The organism is Yersinia sp. 2540 StPb PI, assembly GCF_052217165.1.
Classification (GTDB): Bacteria; Pseudomonadota; Gammaproteobacteria; order Enterobacterales; family Enterobacteriaceae; genus Yersinia; species Yersinia enterocolitica_E.
Genome location: NZ_JAZGQC010000001.1, coordinates 3,188,396 through 3,205,064 on the forward strand (window position 1 = coordinate 3,188,396; position 16,669 = coordinate 3,205,064).

Here is a 16,669-nt window from a genome sequence, read left to right on the forward strand (position 1 = left end):
GAACTGATCTGCTCGCTTTTGATTAACATAAATGGTGCTAGAACGTCCGCTCCTGGCACAGGGCTACAGTTGCAGCCCTGACAATCTTAGACTTCAATCGACTCAGAGATCTCCAACGCATCATCGACTTCAATCCCCAGATAGCGAACCGTACTCTCCAGTTTCTTATGGCCTAACAGGAGTTGAATCACACAAAGATTCTTGGTTTTCTTATATATCAGGTAAGGTTTTGTTCTTCTCATGGAATGTGTGCTGTACAGCGAATCATCGAGACTGAGCTTTCCAATCCATCCATGAAAAATGCGGTTGTATTGTCGGGTTGATATGTGTTGGCAAGTACCGACCCGGAATTGGAACAAGTAGTCTTTACTGTGCAAATTGCCCAGCTTAATCAATGCAGCAACTGCTTCTCTTGTCCCTTTGGTTAACTCAAACTGGACAGGGCTACCGGTCTTTTGTTGTAACACCGTTGCTCTGCTTGAAACAGAACCGCTACCCCATCGAGTAAACATGGCATGGCCGATTTCCAGGATCGTCGGCCGTTAGTCATTACTGCTGACGCCGTTCATGAATGGCTCAGCGCCAGTATCACGCCTCAGCGTGCAGAAGAAATTGCTCATGACGCAGCTGTTCCAGAGAAGGACTTTTTCTGACATCCGGTCAGCAAGAAAGTGGGTAATATACACAATCAGGACAAAGAGCTGATTCTGCCGGCTGGCGATAGTAATGACTGAATTTCTTACTGCTATTTTTCTGTGAAAAAAACATTTAGCGTCAAAGCCCAATAACGCCGCCTCATAAGGTTTTAAACCAGTTTACGAGGCGACCAACATTCTACACCTAGAGTAAAAATTATAATTTACCAGGGGCCATGCTCAGCACTCATTCATTCAAATTAATTACCACTTTCCCGACATGGTTGGCGGAATGAAGGTAACGATAAGCATCCTGAGTTTCAGCGAAAGAAAAAACACGGTCGATTTCAGGCTCGATCGCGGCTGTTTCAATCGCCCTGACCGCACCGCGTAAATCCGAAGTCGAGCCAGTATTATTGCCCACGATATTCAACATCTTCTGCATAATCGGCAGCACCGACACGTTTAACTCTGCACCGCCAACAAAGCCAATCACAAAAATCGTTCCGTTGTAGGCGGCGGCACTGACAGATTTTGCAAAGGTCGAGGCACCCACCGATTCAAGTACCAGGTCTGCGCCATGACCGTTCGTCAGCTTGAGGACCCTGCTATCCCACTCTGGCTCTTCGCGATAGTTAATACCTTCATCCGCCCCCAGATCTTTCACCCTGGTCAGCTTCTCGTTGGAAGAGGAAAGAATTATCACCCGGGCGCCTGCAGCTTTGGCGAATTGCAGCGCAAACAGACTCACGCCACCGGTGCCAAGCAGCAAAACGGTACTGCCGGGTTGAATTTTTCCCCGTACGATGGCGTTCCATGCAGTAGTGGCAGCAACTGGTAACGTCGCTGCCTGCTGCCAGCTAAGGGAATCAGGGATACGCACCAGCGACGCTGCGGGGACAACGGCGTATTGCGCCAGCCCCCCATTGGCAGTAACTCCGCGCAATGCGTGAAGATGTTTGGGGCGTATCACTCCGGCATGCCAACTGTACATCATCCCTGGCACCACCCGTTCGCCAGTTTGCCAACTGCTCACACCTGCACCCAGCTCAACAATTTCTCCAGCGCTGTCTGCACCTGGAATAATCGGCTGTGCAATGGCACCAAACTTACCTGTAGCCAGTGCCAAATCAAGGTAGTTAAGACTCACGGCATGTTGACGAATCACCACCTCACCATAGTCCGGCTTTGGGTACGGTAGTTCGCAGATGTTAAGGCTGTCGATCGTTGGAGCAGTTAATTGAATGGCTTGCATAGCGTTCTCCTGTTTACTTGATACAGCCAGTATGTGATAAAAATAGGCGCTATAATCACTCTAAAAACCAATTATCTGTTGCACTGGGAGCAATAATGCAGGATGACGATTTTCGCCAACGAGAAGCTTTCCTGGCGGTAGTGCGCGCTGGAAGCTTTAGCGCAGGTGCACGAGCGCTGGGGCGTGATGTATCCGTAATTTCCCGTCGTATCGCTGCGTTAGAGAAACGGCTTGGTATTCGCCTGATCGAACGTACCACGCGTCGCATCCGGCCAACTGAAGAGGGCCTGCGCTATCGACAAAAAATTGACCTGGCAAATGACCTGCTGCGTGAAGCGGAAGAGGAAGCACGTGCTTTGGCAGCTCGTCCGGCAGGTACCATTCGGTTAACGGTGCCCGCATCCTTTGGCCGATATTGGGTAGCACAAGCGTTACCTGGCTTTTTACAGGCCTATCCCGATATCCGCTTAGTACTGCACTGCACTGATCGTTACGTAGATTTGCTGGGTGATAATTACGATATGGCGATACGTATCGGTGTCCTTTCAGATAGCCGGCTCATTGCGCGTAAGCTGGCGGATACCAGTCGCATATTGTGCGTTGCGCCGGCATATCAGGAGCTACATCCGGCGTTAACGCATCCACAGGAACTTCGTAAACACGATTGCCTCGGATTTACACCAATGCACAGTTGGCCTGAATGGCGACTGGAAAAAGACGGCCTACAGATAAATGTACCGGTGCAAACACGTTATGAGAGTGATGAGATGGAGGCACTGATACTGGCCGCTAAGTCCGGCATGGGTGTGTTGCTTGCGGCCAACTGGCTGGTACATCAAGAACTTGCAGAGGGTTCGTTAGTACCGGTGCTGGCGGATTGGCAGGCGACAGGCGAAGATGGTGTATGGTTGATTAAGCCTTCAAGCCAGTTACAGTCAGCCAAGATCAGCGCGTTAACTGAGTGGCTGGTTACGTGGTTTGCTGTTCCACGTTGGTAGAAGTAGAGGTACGCGCACAGGACTATATCAATAAAATCCATTCCAGGGATTTGAAGTCCAGTCATGTAAAAAACATGCCCTTCTTCTTTGGAAACTTGCCGGCACAGGAACGCCACTGATAATCAATTGGTTATGCCATTATCGTACGTTATCGTTCCATTGGCCCTCAAATCCCTGAATCGATTGGACAGGGCTACCGGTTTTCTGTTGCAACACCGTTGCTCTGCTTGAAACAGAACTGCCATATGCAACATCTGATACTTTGAGTTTGACCAGATCGCAGCCCCGTAGCTTACTGTCCAAAGCCATGTTGAACAGAACCAGATCACGCGTTTTACCTTCCAGCTCAAGTCTGATCCGTATCCTCCAGATATGAGATATCTGAAGTGGTCTTTTTTGACCGATGATACAGTCTTTGTTCCACGGTGACGTTTTCATACTCAAATCTCCTACGATGTGAGAGATTTGAGTATGGTTGTCCTGCAAGAGCGAATAGCGGACTATTTCCCGCCCGGAGTCCTGAAGGTCACGCACATTGCTGCACGCCGCGCTGGATTGAAACCTTTCGCGATTTCATCAGCGTTCAGGCTTACAAGATGTGGTGGTCGTGCGAGACCTTCCACAATTTTAAAACCTAATGTGCCGTAAAATCTGGCATTGAAAGCAACCATGTTGTCTGTTGTCAGCGTGGCACCAGTCAGACCGCGCTGCTGCCCGATACAGAGCAGTGTCTGCATAAGTCGTCTGCCGATACCATGGCGTTGCCAGCCCGGATGCACATCAATTTCAGCAATGTGCAGCCATATATCTTCAACTTTGCCTGCGACAAACCCTACAGGAACAGAATCAGACGTATAGGCCGTGAGCAGCAGACCGTTACGACTGAATTCGCTTAATTCCTCCAGACTACTTGCGCCCGCCTCGCCTGTTACCGCACCTGCATTACGCAATGTTTCAAAAGCAGCCAGTTCAATAGCGCGTAGCATGCCAAAGTGCTCAGGGTGTGCGGGACTGATAGTGAAATCCATGACTTGGTTCTCCATGAGTGATGTCATAATTTTTATGGTCTTTAATTCGCTATGAGCTGGAAACAGGCGTGAATGCCAAGGTAACGTACCGTGCTTTCCAGTTTCTTATGGCCCAGCAATCGCTGAATTACACGAAGATTCTTTGTTTTCTGGTAGAGCAAATACGGGCAGTATGGATGCTATCTTAAACAATAATAAATAAGGGATTTTAATGTTCCGAAAATCGACTCTGATAACTTTACCCCTGCTGATGACGTCTGTATTCCTGCTGACAGGATGCCCCCCAGCACCGGATCTAACACAGTGGCAGCGTCCTGATACGGATATCGACGGCGTGCGCGTCGCGATGGGTAAATGCGGCGTGCAACTCCCCGGCTCCGATATTCCCAAAACGGATAATGAGTCCGTTCTGTATTACCAATGCATGGAGAATATGGGCTTTACCCGTAAAGACGGATTCAAAATTTGCAGCGTTCGTGTTTACCACGATACACCAGCCTGCCTCAAGCAAGAACAGGGGTATCCCTTGAGTCAGAGTCAGCTAGAAGCGCTGCCTTTTGTCGCAGACAGAGGGTTTCATCCGATTAAGCCGGATTCCGGCGTGAGCAAATCTTCCTTGATTACCTGGCGTAAAGTGGGAGCCTCGCTGCATTTTTCTCATGAAGTTGAAAACGACAAGCAAGCACTGGCGGTGATGTATCAATGCGGTTATCCGCAACCGTTGGGTTCGACGCCTTACGTGCCGACGCTGCGCAAAGCCGCTAATATTCAACGATGCATGCTGGATAAAGGTTTCGAGCCGAAAAACAAACTCAATCTAGTATGTCGCAATTACCCGCAGGTCACTGACTGCCCAAAACAACACTCTTCCCCCTGAACTAACCCTGAAGAAGCTGTATAGACACTGTCGTTATCTCCCCCATATATGATCTCTGAGGAAGTTTTTTTGGCCGATGATGGGATTTTCCACGACGACATATTCATAATCAAACCTCCTCCAATGATTATGTTGGTCTCTCAAGAGCGAGGATCGGACATAATTGATCTGCCCCAATCCAGATAGGGGTACCGTTATTTTCTCTTAGGTTCCCAGACGCATGTGATGCCGCAAACCTTTTCGATGAACGCACAAAGAGCTGCCGCACCTTCTTCAATCGTGTTGTAAGGCTCCGAACCGTAAATTTCGTTTTTCCCGTTGAACCAACTACGATGTTCTGGACGTATATCAACTGAAGTGAAGCGTTTCAGACAATCTGGGCTGGTACGAATCCGAAAACCACCATTTTTGTCGCGCTGAAGCATATGTACACCAGTGGTATTGTTACCTTTAGTGTTAGCAAGATTGACCATTTTCGATTCCTATTTGGATTAAGATGATTCTGAGGATAAACACACCACTAATCGTTGTATTTGCTCAACAGGGACCCGAATTTAACGATATTTAGATAATTTTTATAACCCATCGAGTCGAGAGTTACCAGATAACAGGTTGGTGAACTTTAGCAAAACCAGCATCGCTATAACGAATTACATCACGTGGAGCGGTACTTTCAGCCCACCAGTGACCAGAACAACAGGTAATACCCGTTTAAATAAGATCGGGGATACTCCGGGTGGCATCGTAATAGATACTTTTGCTTTCAGAACGGGCTGGTATTATGGGCTTTGACCCACTCTTCACTGATGGGATGAACAAAATGCAACTCACTGGCGTGCAGCATCAGCCGTGGAGTCTGTTCGGTACCTGGCAGCAGGCGACCGCCATACAGGTCACAGCCCAAAATGGGATGGCCCAACTGCTGACAGTGGATGCGGAGTTGATGAGTACGCCCGGTTTCCGGGGTTAGCTGTACCCGCGTTAATGGCAGTAACGTCCCATCTTCCAACTCATGATAAAAGCGCTCCACGACCCGATAGTAGGAGCGAGCCGGTTTGCCGTGGATTGGGCAAATCGACATCAGCGGGAACAGTGCCGGGTCTTTGGCAATCGCTGCGTCTATCATCCCTTCGTTGTTGTCCAGATGTCCGCAGAGCAGTGTGCTGTACACTTTGGTCACTGTGCGCTGGCTGAACTGTTGACAGAGCGCGGCATTTATAGCCTTATTGCGGGCAATCACCATCAGCCCGGAAGTACCAAAATCCAGGCGATGAACCAGGGTACAGCCGGGGAATATCTGTACTAACCGATGATGCCCCGAATCCAGATTTTGCGGATTTTTCCCCGAGAGGCTAAGCAGCCCAGCAGGTTTATTGATAAGTACCAGGTGATCGTCCTGATAGAGAATCTCTATCTTGTCATGACACGGCGGGGCAATAAAGGTATCGATTATCTTAGACATCAGGCTACCCGGATGAAGAGTGGGAGCGGATGATACCGAATTTTAAACCGACTGGCGAATCCTGAGAACAGGCCCCACCAGCCTCTGATAACCCCCTCCAAACTCAAGTAATACCGTGATCAGGTCCTGCAACCTGGAACAGACTCAAAAATTACAGGTATAATCCCACAAATTATTCAACTGGTTTAGGACCGAAGATGACAAAACTCACCTTACAAGAGCAGATGCTAAAAGCTGGATTAGTGACCAGCAAAAAAATGGCCAAAGTCCAAAGAACAGCTAAGAAATCACGAGCTCAGGCTCGTGAGGCAAGAGAGGCTGTGGATGAAAATAAAAAAGAACAACTTGAGCGTGATAAACAGCTAAGCGAACAACAAAAACAAGCGGCTTTATCTAAAGAGTATAAAGCTCAGGTGAAACAGCTCATTGAAATGAACAGAATCGATATTTCAAAAGGCAATATTGGTTTTAACTTCACAGATAATAATTTAATTAAAAAAATAGTTGTGGATAAGCTCACTCAAGCTCAGCTGATTAGTGGTCGTCTCGCCATTGCTCGTCTGATTGTTGAAAACAGTGGCGAGAGTGAATACGCTATTATCCCCGCGAGCGTAGCCGATAAAATTGCGCAGCGAGATGCGAACAGTATTGTATTAAATAGTGCGCTTAGTCAGGAAGAGCAAGATGGAGAAGATCCGTATGCCGATTTCAAAGTGCCCGATGATTTGATGTGGTAATTAACAGTTTGCAGATGCTTATGTATGAAAAGCCCCTCAGGGCTTTTCATTAAGATTTTATGTTCAGCCAATTTATGGGTATTACCTGTTTGCTACTGTATCGCTGGTATGAATGGCACTGGTGGTCGGGATTCCGGGATGCCCACGGTCTCGTTCCCAGGTAAAAGGGGCAAAATCACAGTTTTCATCACGCCAATGAGGTTTGCGCAGTGCATAAATCACCAAAGGTACCATGCAGAAGAACAAGGCTAATGCGATCAAAATAGCGACATATTCCTTGGGGCTACCCACCGCAATTTGGCTAGGTGGAATGAAGCTAAAGATGAAAGCAATACACGAACCCAGTAGCCCTGTACCACCAATAATCCATATCCCTGCATTACCGCCAGGTATACAATAAGACCGTGGTCGGTTTGGTTGACTAAAGCGCAGGTAGATAGCCGCACTGAACATCAACATGTACATAATGAGATACAGGATGACGGTCAATTGGCTCAATATCTGGTAGGCCGATTGAACTGAGGGAAGTACCACGAACAAGATAGATAGCAAGGTGACAATAAGTGCTTGAACACATAGGATATGCGTCGCCATGCCATTTTTATTGATACTCTGCCACCAGCGCGGTAAGTATCCGGCCTTAGCCACTTCCAATAACCCGGATGAAGGCCCGGCAACCCATGTCACTACACCTGCTAATACCCCCACAGCCAGACAGCATGCCACTATCGGCCCTAACCATTCGATACCGGCCCACTTAAATAAGTCGTAATATGTCACTAACAAACTTTGTGTCAGATTGATATCAGACTCGGGGATCACAAAAGCTATGGCTAACGTGCCCAAGACAAAAATAAGTACAGTCCCTAAAGCAGCCAACATAATAGCGATGGGATAGTTTCTCTGCGGGTTTTCTACATCTTTGACATGGATGGCATTCATCTCCATCCCAGCATAAAACAGGAAGATACTGGCGGCTAAAACCACATTATCGAAATTAGAAAAGTCAGGAATAACGTTATCCCATGACAACTCTATTTGCGAGGTACCTCCACCAATCAAATATGAAAAACCTAATATTATCAGGATAATTACCGGAATGATGGTGCCTATCAATCCCCCCCATTTTGAGACCCTGGCAAAGGTTTCCGCCCCTTTAAAGGCAATAAAGGTCGCAAACCAATAAATACACAACACCATCCCGAGCACAAAGAATTTATTGGCCGAGAGTGCTTGATCCCATGGCTGGTCGGGGCCAATAAAAGCTAATGAAACCGCACCGAACGTCAGGACTGTAGGGAACCATACCGTCACCTCAGTCCACAGCATAAACATGGCTAAAAATGCCCAGCGCGGGCCAAAAGCCTCGCCTACCCAGCGAAATACTCCGCCTTTTTCCGGCCAACCGGTTGCCAATTCAGCCGCCACCAAACAGACCGGGATCAAGAAGAATACCGCAGCAAACAGATAGTAAAAAATAGAACTTAATCCATACTCCGCTTCGGTAGGCAACCCTCTTAGACTGACCACTGCCACAATATTCATGACCACCAGCGTCATAATGCCCAGTTTTTTTATTGACGGGCTGCGTTTGATTGATACGTTATTGTTCTGCATAAACTCACCTCATAATTAGATTATTAAAAGGTAATTAAAAACAATCTATTAGATGTGATTGAAGCGGAATTTGTTTTTTATCAATTGAGTAACTCATTAGTAATGATCCAAAGCGAGAATCTAAAAACAAACAGTCCATATTATCTGACATAATAAACACCCTATTTATTTAGTTTAAATTTAGCACCATAGTTTTCACAAAGAATAAAAACAAGCCAACTAATAATTAAATACAAATCAACCGCCATGCCTTATATTATTTTCAGTTTAAATCTAGAATAAACACTCCAGACAAGCAACACAGAAAGTCAGTATATTTCTCGCATTGATCGTTAATATTTCAAAAAGTAGCTTAACAAAAGCCAATTAAAAAACATTTTGATTTATAGATATATTAATAATTATTGAATAAAGTTAATTTAATAACAAACAGATAATTCATAGCAAATACATAAATAGGAATGTAATATTAATAGTTATAAATATTACATGCTTTTCAGCCCATCATTATCATGGCTAGTAAACCGTAAACAGCAAAGGCGACTCTCTGCCAGAGTGCTGCACTCCATTGGAAAGCGGTAATACGTAAGAAGCCACTAATCCACACAATTCTATGGGTTTCCCCCGGCTCACAAGAAATTGTGAGCCATTTTAGTCTGCCAATTACCACCAATCCTAAACGATAATCTTACACAGGCTTTTGAACCTTATAGTTCAAATGTTAATATAGTTGGCTGAGGGAGTTTGATATCACGGCGATAAAGGAAAAGTTTTGAACACTAAAAGTAGAATTCAGTGGTGGCCATGGTTGGCGGTATACGCAATGGTTGTCTTGCTATTGGCTGGGTGCTCAAACAAATCCAATCGTGACTACACCAAACTGCCAAAAGGCAGTTATAACGAAAAATCGTATACTGTTAAGTCAGGTGACACACTTTATTTTATTGCATGGATCAGTGATAGCGAAGTGAGTGACCTTGCCCGCATCAACAAGCTGCGCCCCCCCTATAGACTTGAGGTTGGGCAAAAACTTCAGCTCAGCGGTGCTGCTGCGTCCGGGCGGCTAACATCAACGAAGCGTAAATCCTCAAATACTGTACTCGCTGCATCGACACCACCACCGGGTGCGAATCGATGCTGGCGCTGGCCGACTAATGGCCAAATAATATCGCGCTACTCCACCGCCGACGGTGGTAATAAAGGCATTGATATTACGGCTAAACGTGGGCAACCAATCTACGCGTCGGCCAAAGGGCGAGTGGTGTATGTCGGGAATCAGTTACGTGGTTATGGCAACCTGATAATGATTAAACACGGTGAGGATTTCATCACCGCTTATGCCCATAACGACACCATGCTAGTGAATATTGCTCAAGATGTAAAAGCGGGGCAAAAAATAGCCACCATGGGCAGCACCGGAACAGACACGATAATGTTGCATTTCCAAATCCGTTACCGAGCAACCGCACTTGATCCACTACGCTATCTGCCACCACAAGGGGCAGCGCCTAAGTGTTAGCAGACCACGGTGTAAGTAGTCGTTAAGTGTTTTAGCGGTATCAAATAAGCAAAAGGCTCCTGTTCAGGAGCCTTGTTTTATTCTTCAGCACTTGAGGCTATCGTTACGCCAGTACTTCTTTCACGAAAGCTTTAATCTCTTCAACTTGGCAGTTATCAAAGAAGCACTGCTGGAAACGTGCACCGCTTACTGCGGTTTTCACTAATTCACGGTCAATAGAGCGCAGTGTATCGAGATAGTTTTCTTTCACTACCGCAGCTTTCACTTGGTTCAAAATACCCGCATTACGTACCTGCGGCTCTTTACGATCCAGCGGGTAACCTTCCCCCTTCACGCCAGTAAACGCTTTTTCAAAGATATAACGCACATTTAATTCAGCACCCCAGCCAAAACCTTTGGCGAATGGCAGTGACAATGCATTACCGTTATTGATCTGAGCAAACAGGAAAGCGTCAGCAGGATCGATGCAATATCCACATACAACACCTGGATGGATGTTTAATGACATCATTGCGCCTTGGCCTGTACCACAGCCAGTAACCACAAAATCCACTGCTTTAGAATTGAGCAGAATGCTGGCCATGATCCCCAGATGAATATAAGTCAGGTGATGGTCGTTTTCATCACTCATGCCCACGTTGTATACCGGGTACGCTTTTTCCGAGGCTACAGCATTCAGCTCTTTCAGAATTATGGCGTTTTTAGTTGCCTGACTGTTTTCCATCATCAGTGCAATTTTCATTATGTTCTCTCCTTTGCGCCAATGAGCTGTAGCCCATTGGGTGTGATAGTTAGACTTGACTGTGCAGAACATAGCACTCTAAAAACAAAATTTCAATTTTAATGAAAAGATGTTTTATAAATATCACATTTTGAGATTTAGTCGCTATGCATCCTACCGGATAACCATAAAAATTGCGGGTGTATGTAGCTGTGTGCGTCACTCATCTGCGACGAATACAAAATCAAATGGGTCAATGTATGGCCTACCGACCCAAATGCTCGCTTGAATAACAGACAAAAAGACCATGCGGATGCATGGTCTTCTCTTACTGGAAATAATCGACAACACTAACTTTAGTGATGCAACATCTCGTGAACTATTTCATCTTTGCCTAATGTGATTGGATAAAACGTTGGCCAGTTATCCATTTCTTTAAGCAATGCTTCATGCGACTCATTGCTCGTGTAAATATGAAAATGATGGGATTTTTGTGGTTCTATTATATGGTCACTGAATTGGACAAATTTTGGTGCTTGTGAGTTAGCATCTTTACATTCGAATAAATAGCGTACTCCCTTCTTCCCTGAGTCATAGTGCATTATTTTAAAGCCAGAGTAGCTATACTTACATGAATTAACGGCATCTGAGGTGTGAAAATCAATAGTGTTATTCTCTATACCAATCATAGTGATATCAGTATGGTAGCCCCGGCGGTAATACTCTCGGTATTCTGTAACCGTTTTATCTTTATTTTTTTTCGCTTTATTAACGAGTACCGAATCCAGATCCCCTTTTAATAGATAGGGATTAACCGATTGCCAGACCCCATCCCAATCACTCAGCCCCCTATCCTTAACATCTTTGTCTGCAAAGATACCTTCACTTGCCGTGCGTGCAGCATCCGATTGATGGTGCTCATGTGACTGGCTATGTTTACCGTGCGCAAATGATTTAAAACTGATCAATGAAACACAAACACTCAATGCAATTATGGATAGGTAGTTATATTTTTTAGACATCAATAGCTCCTTGTTGAATAGCACAGATGTAATGTTATACTATTACATATATGCTAATCAATAGACGCTTGCACAGTAGGCCACCAGATATTAGCTGCCGTCGCTGAGGCCGAGCATCGACCTATCCTGGAGAAGGCAAATGGCGGTTGTGCCGCTGCAATGACGACCAAAATTAAGTCAGGGCGAAAACCACAAATGAAATCAGACATGGCTATTATTTTTATTAACAAAAAAGCGGGTTATGGCAAAACCGGGATGTCGAGAACCCCTGATTTCCGTTTAGAGAAGAAAGTTAAGGCCGCTATTTAGGCTTACATTGCCTCTAGTTCTTTCTGAGTTCGTCGACAGTACGCAAAAGCTAGCGGTCGAATAACTTTATGGGGCAGACGCCAGACGTCGGGCAGCTTCTATGACAGAGGATCTCCGTCTGGCATGTTCTTCTGCGCTATCTGGTCCCGTTAACATGCGCGCGACCTGTGGAACGGCAGACCACCATCCGGCCAAGGCTAACACCAAAAAAGCCAGATGATCTGCCCCAATGGCTTGGGTAACTATTCCCTCGCGCTGCCCATCGCTCACGGCCTGAATCTTGTATCCATAGTATTCGCGTCGCTGTTCTTCGTCCGGCACCTCATCACTGAATATCAACCCTTCCCAGCGCATGAGCCGACTCAGTTCAGGATTGTCGAGGTGATAATCGTAAGCACGGCCAGCGTAATCGCCAATATCTTCAACCGCAAAGGATGTAATGGGCAACGCCGATGCCACCTTGGCCAACTCACTACGTAATACGGCTGAGAACAGCGCTCGCTTATCGCCAAAGTAATTATAAACACGCTCCTTGTTTACCCCGGCCAACTTGGCAACCCGCTCAAGGGTAGTGCCATCGGGTCCGAGTCGGGCGAATTCGGTCATCGCCGCGTCCAGAATTTTGCGTTTCGTCCCTTCAGTATCCCAAGCCATTTTTCTTCTCTCTCATTTATGGGTTGTTGCTATCACGTAATCATACTATAGTTATTTCCAACTAAAACGTTGGAGTTGTAATTTTACTTTATAATCGGAGTCTGAACTATGAAAAACACCATCCTCATCTGTGGCTATGGCCCGGGTATTTCCCATGCAGTCGCTCGCCGTTTTGGTAAGGCGGGTCATCCCGTAGCCTTGATTGCGCGCAATGCTCAGCGTCTCGCTGATGCGGTAACGGAATTGACCGCCGAAGGCATCCAGGCTCGCGCTTTCCCAGCCGATCTGAGCGATATTAAAGCGATTCGACATGCCGTCACGGACGTACATGAGATAATGGGGCCTATAGGTATCCTGCACTGGAACGTTTTTCTCGATATCGAAGGTGACCTGCTGTCCACTCAGCCCGCAGATCTGAGCAAGAGTTTCGATCTCCGCGTTGTTGGCTACATCACCGCCGTACAAGAGAGCATGAACGACCTTGCGGCATCAAAAGGTACCGTACTGGTTACCAGCGGCGTCATGGCGCTCGATGACCCACAAATCAATGCGTTCGCCATCGATTATGCTGCGATTGCCATCAGCGTTGCAGCTCAACGTAAAACGACCCATATTCTGGCGCATACCCTCGCGTCACATGACATTCATGTCGGTGAGGTGATCGTCAACGGCTTCGTTGAGGGAACACCGGGCGGTGTGGGTAAAAGTGATACCGTCGCACCAATGGACATCGCTGACCAATTCTGGGAACTGCATACTGCACGTCAGGTACATTCCGTCATCGTTGGGGGTGCTGTACCGATATCGGAAGCAGGGTTCCATGGCTGAAAATACACAAGTCTCAGGCTTGGCTGATGAGGCCTTCAGCAAGCCCCCTCACCTCGGGCCAGCTCATTACGCGAGTGGGCCGGGTGTCACGCTACTGGTCGCGGTCGCCCTGTTGGTGCTGACCCAGCTTTACCTGGCAATCCCTTTGCTGACGTACGTCGGTCACTCTTTCAGTCCGGCAACACCGGGGGCCGTCTCGTTCGCGCTGGCCACTTGTTTCAGCCTGGCCTATGCTGGCGGGTTCCTGCTCTGGGGGCCGTTATCGGATCAGTATGGTCGTCGGCCAGTGATGCTGATGGGGCTGAGCGCCCTGTCGATTGCCACACTTGCCTGCGCCTTCGTGCCTTCGCTGCCATGGTTGGCGGGACTTCGGATGTTACAGGGGCTGGCTGCGTCCAGTTTTGCCCCCGTAGCACTGGCCTATCTTGCGGAAGCGGTGCCGACACGTCACCGAGCAACCGCCATCGGGGCCATGTCTACGTCTTTCCTCGTGGCGGGTATCCTTGGGCAAGTGTTCGCGGCCTGGGTGGCGTTACGATGGGATTGGTTCTGGGTATTTCTGATCACAGGAGGCGGTCTTGTGGTCATGCTTCCATTAATTGCGTTGATGATAAAGGAACCGGCACGCACTATCGTTGAGGGTCATCTGGGCCATCGTTTCGTGGCATTGGGCAAGATTGCCGTGCGGCCTGCCATTCTGCTGCTGTCATTTGCACACATCACACTTCTCCTGTCTTTCGTTGCGATGTATACGGCGTTGGGGCCGCATCTGGCGGGCTTGAACCTTTCTCCTGCCACAGTCATTGCACTGCGCCTGGTTGGATTGCCAGGGATGTTCATGGCGTTGCTGGTCGGGCCGCTTGCTGCTCGGATCGGGATGCCGGGCGTTGCGGGTGCAGGTTATCTGATTGCGGCCGTGGGCTTGGCCCTAGAGGCTGTATTAGCGCAATCGCTGACTGGTATTGCCATTGGGAGCCTGGTCTTCGTGGTCGGCGTCGCTCTCGCTATCCCGGCAATGATCACCCAGTTTGGTGATCTGGCGGTACCTAACCGCGCCGCGGGCATGGCCCTCAATGGTTTTGTCCTGTTTATCGGTGCCAGCATCGGTCCATTTATCCTGTCCTGGGTGCCCGGCTTCGTCCCGCTATTGGTGGGGCTTGCGGTGGCACTTTTACTGGCCACTGTCTGCGTTGCGGGCAGTGCATCGCTTGCTTCATACACGAGGAAATCATGAATTCTATCCGTTCTTCGCTCTCTTCAGTCCTGACTTCCTACCGTTGGATCCTGGTGTTCCGCATCAGTCTAGGGCTTACCACTGCGCTGTCTGCTTTCGCGTTGCAAACAGCCTCCGGTGCGGTTGGAGATAACCCGATCAGCATCCCAGATACTCATCATCAAACCAGTCAGCGTCCGGTCACTCTGGATGGTCAGCCCGCCGCACTCAGCCGTTACGAGAGGCGCGATGAGCGCAATGCCTTCCTGGAGGGAGAACACTTTAGTACGGTGATCGCCGCCGATGGCACACTCAAGGGTTTTGCCAACATCTCGCTCGACCTGGTGGGAAAACCGTTACCGCCTCGTGAGCGCGCTGAGCAGATTGCGGCAGAGTTCTTGCGTAAGGCTGCGCCCGACTTGCTGACCAGCCTGGGGAGAGCGTCTGTTACTCTCCATGATGAACCTATTCGCTTATCACACGCAGGCCGTAACGAGACCGTTCAACTCACCGGTTTAAAATTCAAGGCACGCAATCTGGCTGATGGGCGTTGGTTCTGGGTCATCATCGGTAGCGATGAGAAACCGATGCTGTTCGAGCGCGATCTGGAATGGGCAACCCTGCTCGCTCGCCGCAAAACGGAACAATGGCTGCATGACCGATGGATAAAGGCACAAGATGCCCAACAGATCAGTAAACCAAGCCGTTGGAGTTTGCCATGGACTCATTAACTCAGATTGTTCTTGGCAGCAGTGTCGCCGCACTTGTCGTCCCCCCGCATCATCGACGCCAGGCAATACTGGCGGGTGGAGTACTTGGTACTTTGCCCGATCTGGACGTGCTCTGGTTCAAAGTGTTCAGCAGTGATGTGGTTACAGAAGTGACCTGGCACCGTGGTCCATCGCATTCACTCTTGATGCTAACGTTGTTGGGATTGCTGCTTTGGCTCTTACTCAAGTCTCGCAGTTCGCTGGTTCGAGGTGCCCCGTTGCGGTGGCTGTTGGCGATCTGGCTGGCCCTGATAACACATCCGTTGCTGGATGCCTTTACCGTCTACGGTACGCAGGTGTTATGGCCCATGAAGACCCCACCCGTCATGTGGGCGACAATCTTCGTCATTGATCCGTTGTATACAGTGCCGTTGCTGATAGGGGTTATGGCTGCCTGGCAGCTTTCACCACATAAAACTGAGCAGCAAACGAGTGGCTCAGGCCGAGACAGGGCGGCACGCAATTGGTTGGTAGCAGGCTTGCTCGTGAGCTCGGCCTACCTGGCTTGGAGTGTTGCCGCCAAATCTCTGGTTGACCGGGTAGCCTCGCCAAGCCTGGCTGTTCTGAACTTGCAGAATGCCCCGCGTTTTTCTACACCGCTTCCGTTCAACACGCTGGTTTGGCGGGTGATTGTGATGGTACCGGATGGCTACTGGCTCGGTGACCGGTCCCTTGTCGCGGATCGGGGAGCGATGCAATTTACTTTTCACGAAAGCGACAACCAGGCGTTGGCGCAGTTGACATCCGTACCGCAGTTGAAACGTCTATTGTGGTTCACACATGGGTTTATCGCCGCTCACGCTCAGCAACGTGAGGATGGCGAGCTTCGGCTAACCCTTGCAGATCTGCGAATGGGGTTAGAGCCCGATTATTTTTTCCGCTATGACATTGCTGGCATAGATGAAGGTGGCCACTGGGCAGCAGCAGCAGAAATTACCCAATTGCCTGAGTCGGGTGATACCGCCAAGATGCTAAGCTGGGTGTGGAGGCGTATTTATGACAGTAAAGCAACGCCATGAGTGAC

Annotated in this window: 16 protein-coding genes and 2 pseudogenes; 8 read left to right on the forward strand and 10 right to left on the reverse strand. The window is 48.4% G+C overall.

Annotation, left to right across the window (positions count from 1 at the left end):
• Positions 1 to 86: 86 nt before the first annotated feature.
• A pseudogene (locus V1956_RS14575) lies at positions 87 to 488 on the reverse strand (tyrosine-type recombinase/integrase); the annotation flags it as partial.
• A 394-nt stretch (positions 489 to 882) separates the two neighbouring features.
• The gene (locus V1956_RS14580) at positions 883 to 1,890 is read right to left on the reverse strand and encodes a zinc-dependent alcohol dehydrogenase family protein (RefSeq protein ID WP_420071999.1); all 1,008 of its coding nucleotides are present in this window, start codon (positions 1,888 to 1,890) and stop codon (positions 883 to 885) included.
• Between the two features lie 95 nt (positions 1,891 to 1,985).
• Here V1956_RS14580 and V1956_RS14585 point away from each other — a divergent pair, with 95 nt between their 5' ends.
• Positions 1,986 to 2,888 carry a LysR family transcriptional regulator gene (locus tag V1956_RS14585; RefSeq protein WP_442825260.1) on the forward strand — a complete coding sequence of 301 codons (903 nt, stop codon included), beginning with the start codon at positions 1,986 to 1,988 and terminating at the stop codon, positions 2,886 to 2,888.
• A gap of 183 nt (positions 2,889 to 3,071) precedes the next feature.
• On the opposite strand, the pseudogene V1956_RS14590 reads toward V1956_RS14585, so the two are convergent.
• Together V1956_RS14590 and V1956_RS14595 are read right to left on the reverse strand one after the other, a co-directional pair.
• Positions 3,072 to 3,326, reverse strand: a pseudogene (locus V1956_RS14590) (integrase); the annotation flags it as partial.
• Between the two features lie 62 nt (positions 3,327 to 3,388).
• On the reverse strand, positions 3,389 to 3,916 hold the full coding sequence (locus tag V1956_RS14595; protein WP_442825261.1) for a GNAT family N-acetyltransferase: 528 nt from the start codon (positions 3,914 to 3,916) through the stop codon (positions 3,389 to 3,391).
• 211 nt (positions 3,917 to 4,127) lie between these two features.
• Between V1956_RS14595 and V1956_RS14600 the strand changes: the two genes are divergently transcribed.
• Positions 4,128 to 4,793, forward strand: a complete 666-nt coding sequence (locus V1956_RS14600) for a hypothetical protein (protein WP_442825262.1) — start codon at positions 4,128 to 4,130, stop codon at positions 4,791 to 4,793.
• 194 nt (positions 4,794 to 4,987) lie between these two features.
• On the opposite strand, the gene V1956_RS14605 is transcribed toward V1956_RS14600, so the two are convergent.
• Positions 4,988 to 5,266, reverse strand: a complete 279-nt coding sequence (locus tag V1956_RS14605; protein ID WP_083158630.1) for a hypothetical protein — start codon at positions 5,264 to 5,266, stop codon at positions 4,988 to 4,990.
• Between the two features lie 290 nt (positions 5,267 to 5,556).
• Positions 5,557 to 6,255 (reverse strand): RluA family pseudouridine synthase, encoded by a 699-nt coding sequence (locus tag V1956_RS14610; RefSeq protein WP_442825263.1) that lies wholly within the window; start codon positions 6,253 to 6,255, stop codon positions 5,557 to 5,559.
• Between the two features lie 197 nt (positions 6,256 to 6,452).
• Here V1956_RS14610 and V1956_RS14615 point away from each other — a divergent pair, with 197 nt between their 5' ends.
• Positions 6,453 to 6,992 carry a DUF2058 domain-containing protein gene (locus V1956_RS14615; RefSeq protein ID WP_442825264.1) on the forward strand — a complete coding sequence of 180 codons (540 nt, stop codon included), beginning with the start codon at positions 6,453 to 6,455 and terminating at the stop codon, positions 6,990 to 6,992.
• Positions 6,993 to 7,073: 81 nt separating this feature from the next.
• Here the strand turns inward: V1956_RS14615 and gadC are convergent, their stop codons facing one another.
• Positions 7,074 to 8,609 (reverse strand): putative glutamine/gamma-aminobutyrate antiporter GadC, encoded by a 1,536-nt coding sequence (gene gadC, locus V1956_RS14620; RefSeq protein ID WP_442825265.1) that lies wholly within the window; start codon positions 8,607 to 8,609, stop codon positions 7,074 to 7,076.
• A gap of 790 nt (positions 8,610 to 9,399) precedes the next feature.
• Between gadC and actS the strand changes: the two genes are divergently transcribed.
• Positions 9,400 to 10,128: an amidase activator ActS gene (gene actS, locus V1956_RS14625; protein WP_442825815.1), complete on the forward strand. Its 729-nt coding sequence runs from the start codon at positions 9,400 to 9,402 to the stop codon at positions 10,126 to 10,128.
• A 103-nt stretch (positions 10,129 to 10,231) separates the two neighbouring features.
• On the opposite strand, the gene V1956_RS14630 is transcribed toward actS, so the two are convergent.
• The 3 genes from V1956_RS14630 to V1956_RS14640 all read right to left on the reverse strand — a co-directional run bounded on the left by V1956_RS14630 (position 10,232) and on the right by V1956_RS14640 (position 12,834).
• Positions 10,232 to 10,870 carry an RpiB/LacA/LacB family sugar-phosphate isomerase gene (locus V1956_RS14630; protein ID WP_005185124.1) on the reverse strand — a complete coding sequence of 213 codons (639 nt, stop codon included), beginning with the start codon at positions 10,868 to 10,870 and terminating at the stop codon, positions 10,232 to 10,234.
• Positions 10,871 to 11,205: 335 nt separating this feature from the next.
• Entirely contained in the window at positions 11,206 to 11,871 is a 666-nt protein-coding gene (gene zinT / locus V1956_RS14635; protein WP_372558873.1) for a metal-binding protein ZinT, read from the reverse strand.
• A 375-nt stretch (positions 11,872 to 12,246) separates the two neighbouring features.
• Positions 12,247 to 12,834: a TetR family transcriptional regulator gene (locus V1956_RS14640; RefSeq protein WP_042569675.1), complete on the reverse strand. Its 588-nt coding sequence runs from the start codon at positions 12,832 to 12,834 to the stop codon at positions 12,247 to 12,249.
• Positions 12,835 to 12,942: 108 nt separating this feature from the next.
• On the opposite strand from V1956_RS14640, the gene V1956_RS14645 reads away from it, so the two are divergent.
• From V1956_RS14645 to V1956_RS14660, 4 genes are read left to right on the forward strand one after another with little or no spacing between them, the layout of a single operon-like run.
• On the forward strand, positions 12,943 to 13,662 hold the full coding sequence (locus tag V1956_RS14645; RefSeq protein ID WP_442825266.1) for an SDR family NAD(P)-dependent oxidoreductase: 720 nt from the start codon (positions 12,943 to 12,945) through the stop codon (positions 13,660 to 13,662).
• Complete coding sequence (locus V1956_RS14650) at positions 13,655 to 14,896, forward strand: MFS transporter (RefSeq protein WP_442825267.1); 1,242 nt, start codon at positions 13,655 to 13,657, stop codon at positions 14,894 to 14,896. Before V1956_RS14645 ends, V1956_RS14650 begins: the two co-directional genes overlap by 8 nt.
• Entirely contained in the window at positions 14,893 to 15,606 is a 714-nt protein-coding gene (locus V1956_RS14655; RefSeq protein ID WP_442825268.1) for a hypothetical protein, read from the forward strand. The genes V1956_RS14650 and V1956_RS14655 overlap by 4 nt, the downstream gene beginning before the upstream one ends.
• Positions 15,594 to 16,664: a metal-dependent hydrolase gene (locus V1956_RS14660; protein ID WP_442825269.1), complete on the forward strand. Its 1,071-nt coding sequence runs from the start codon at positions 15,594 to 15,596 to the stop codon at positions 16,662 to 16,664. Before V1956_RS14655 ends, V1956_RS14660 begins: the two co-directional genes overlap by 13 nt.
• Positions 16,665 to 16,669: the final 5 nt, after the last annotated feature.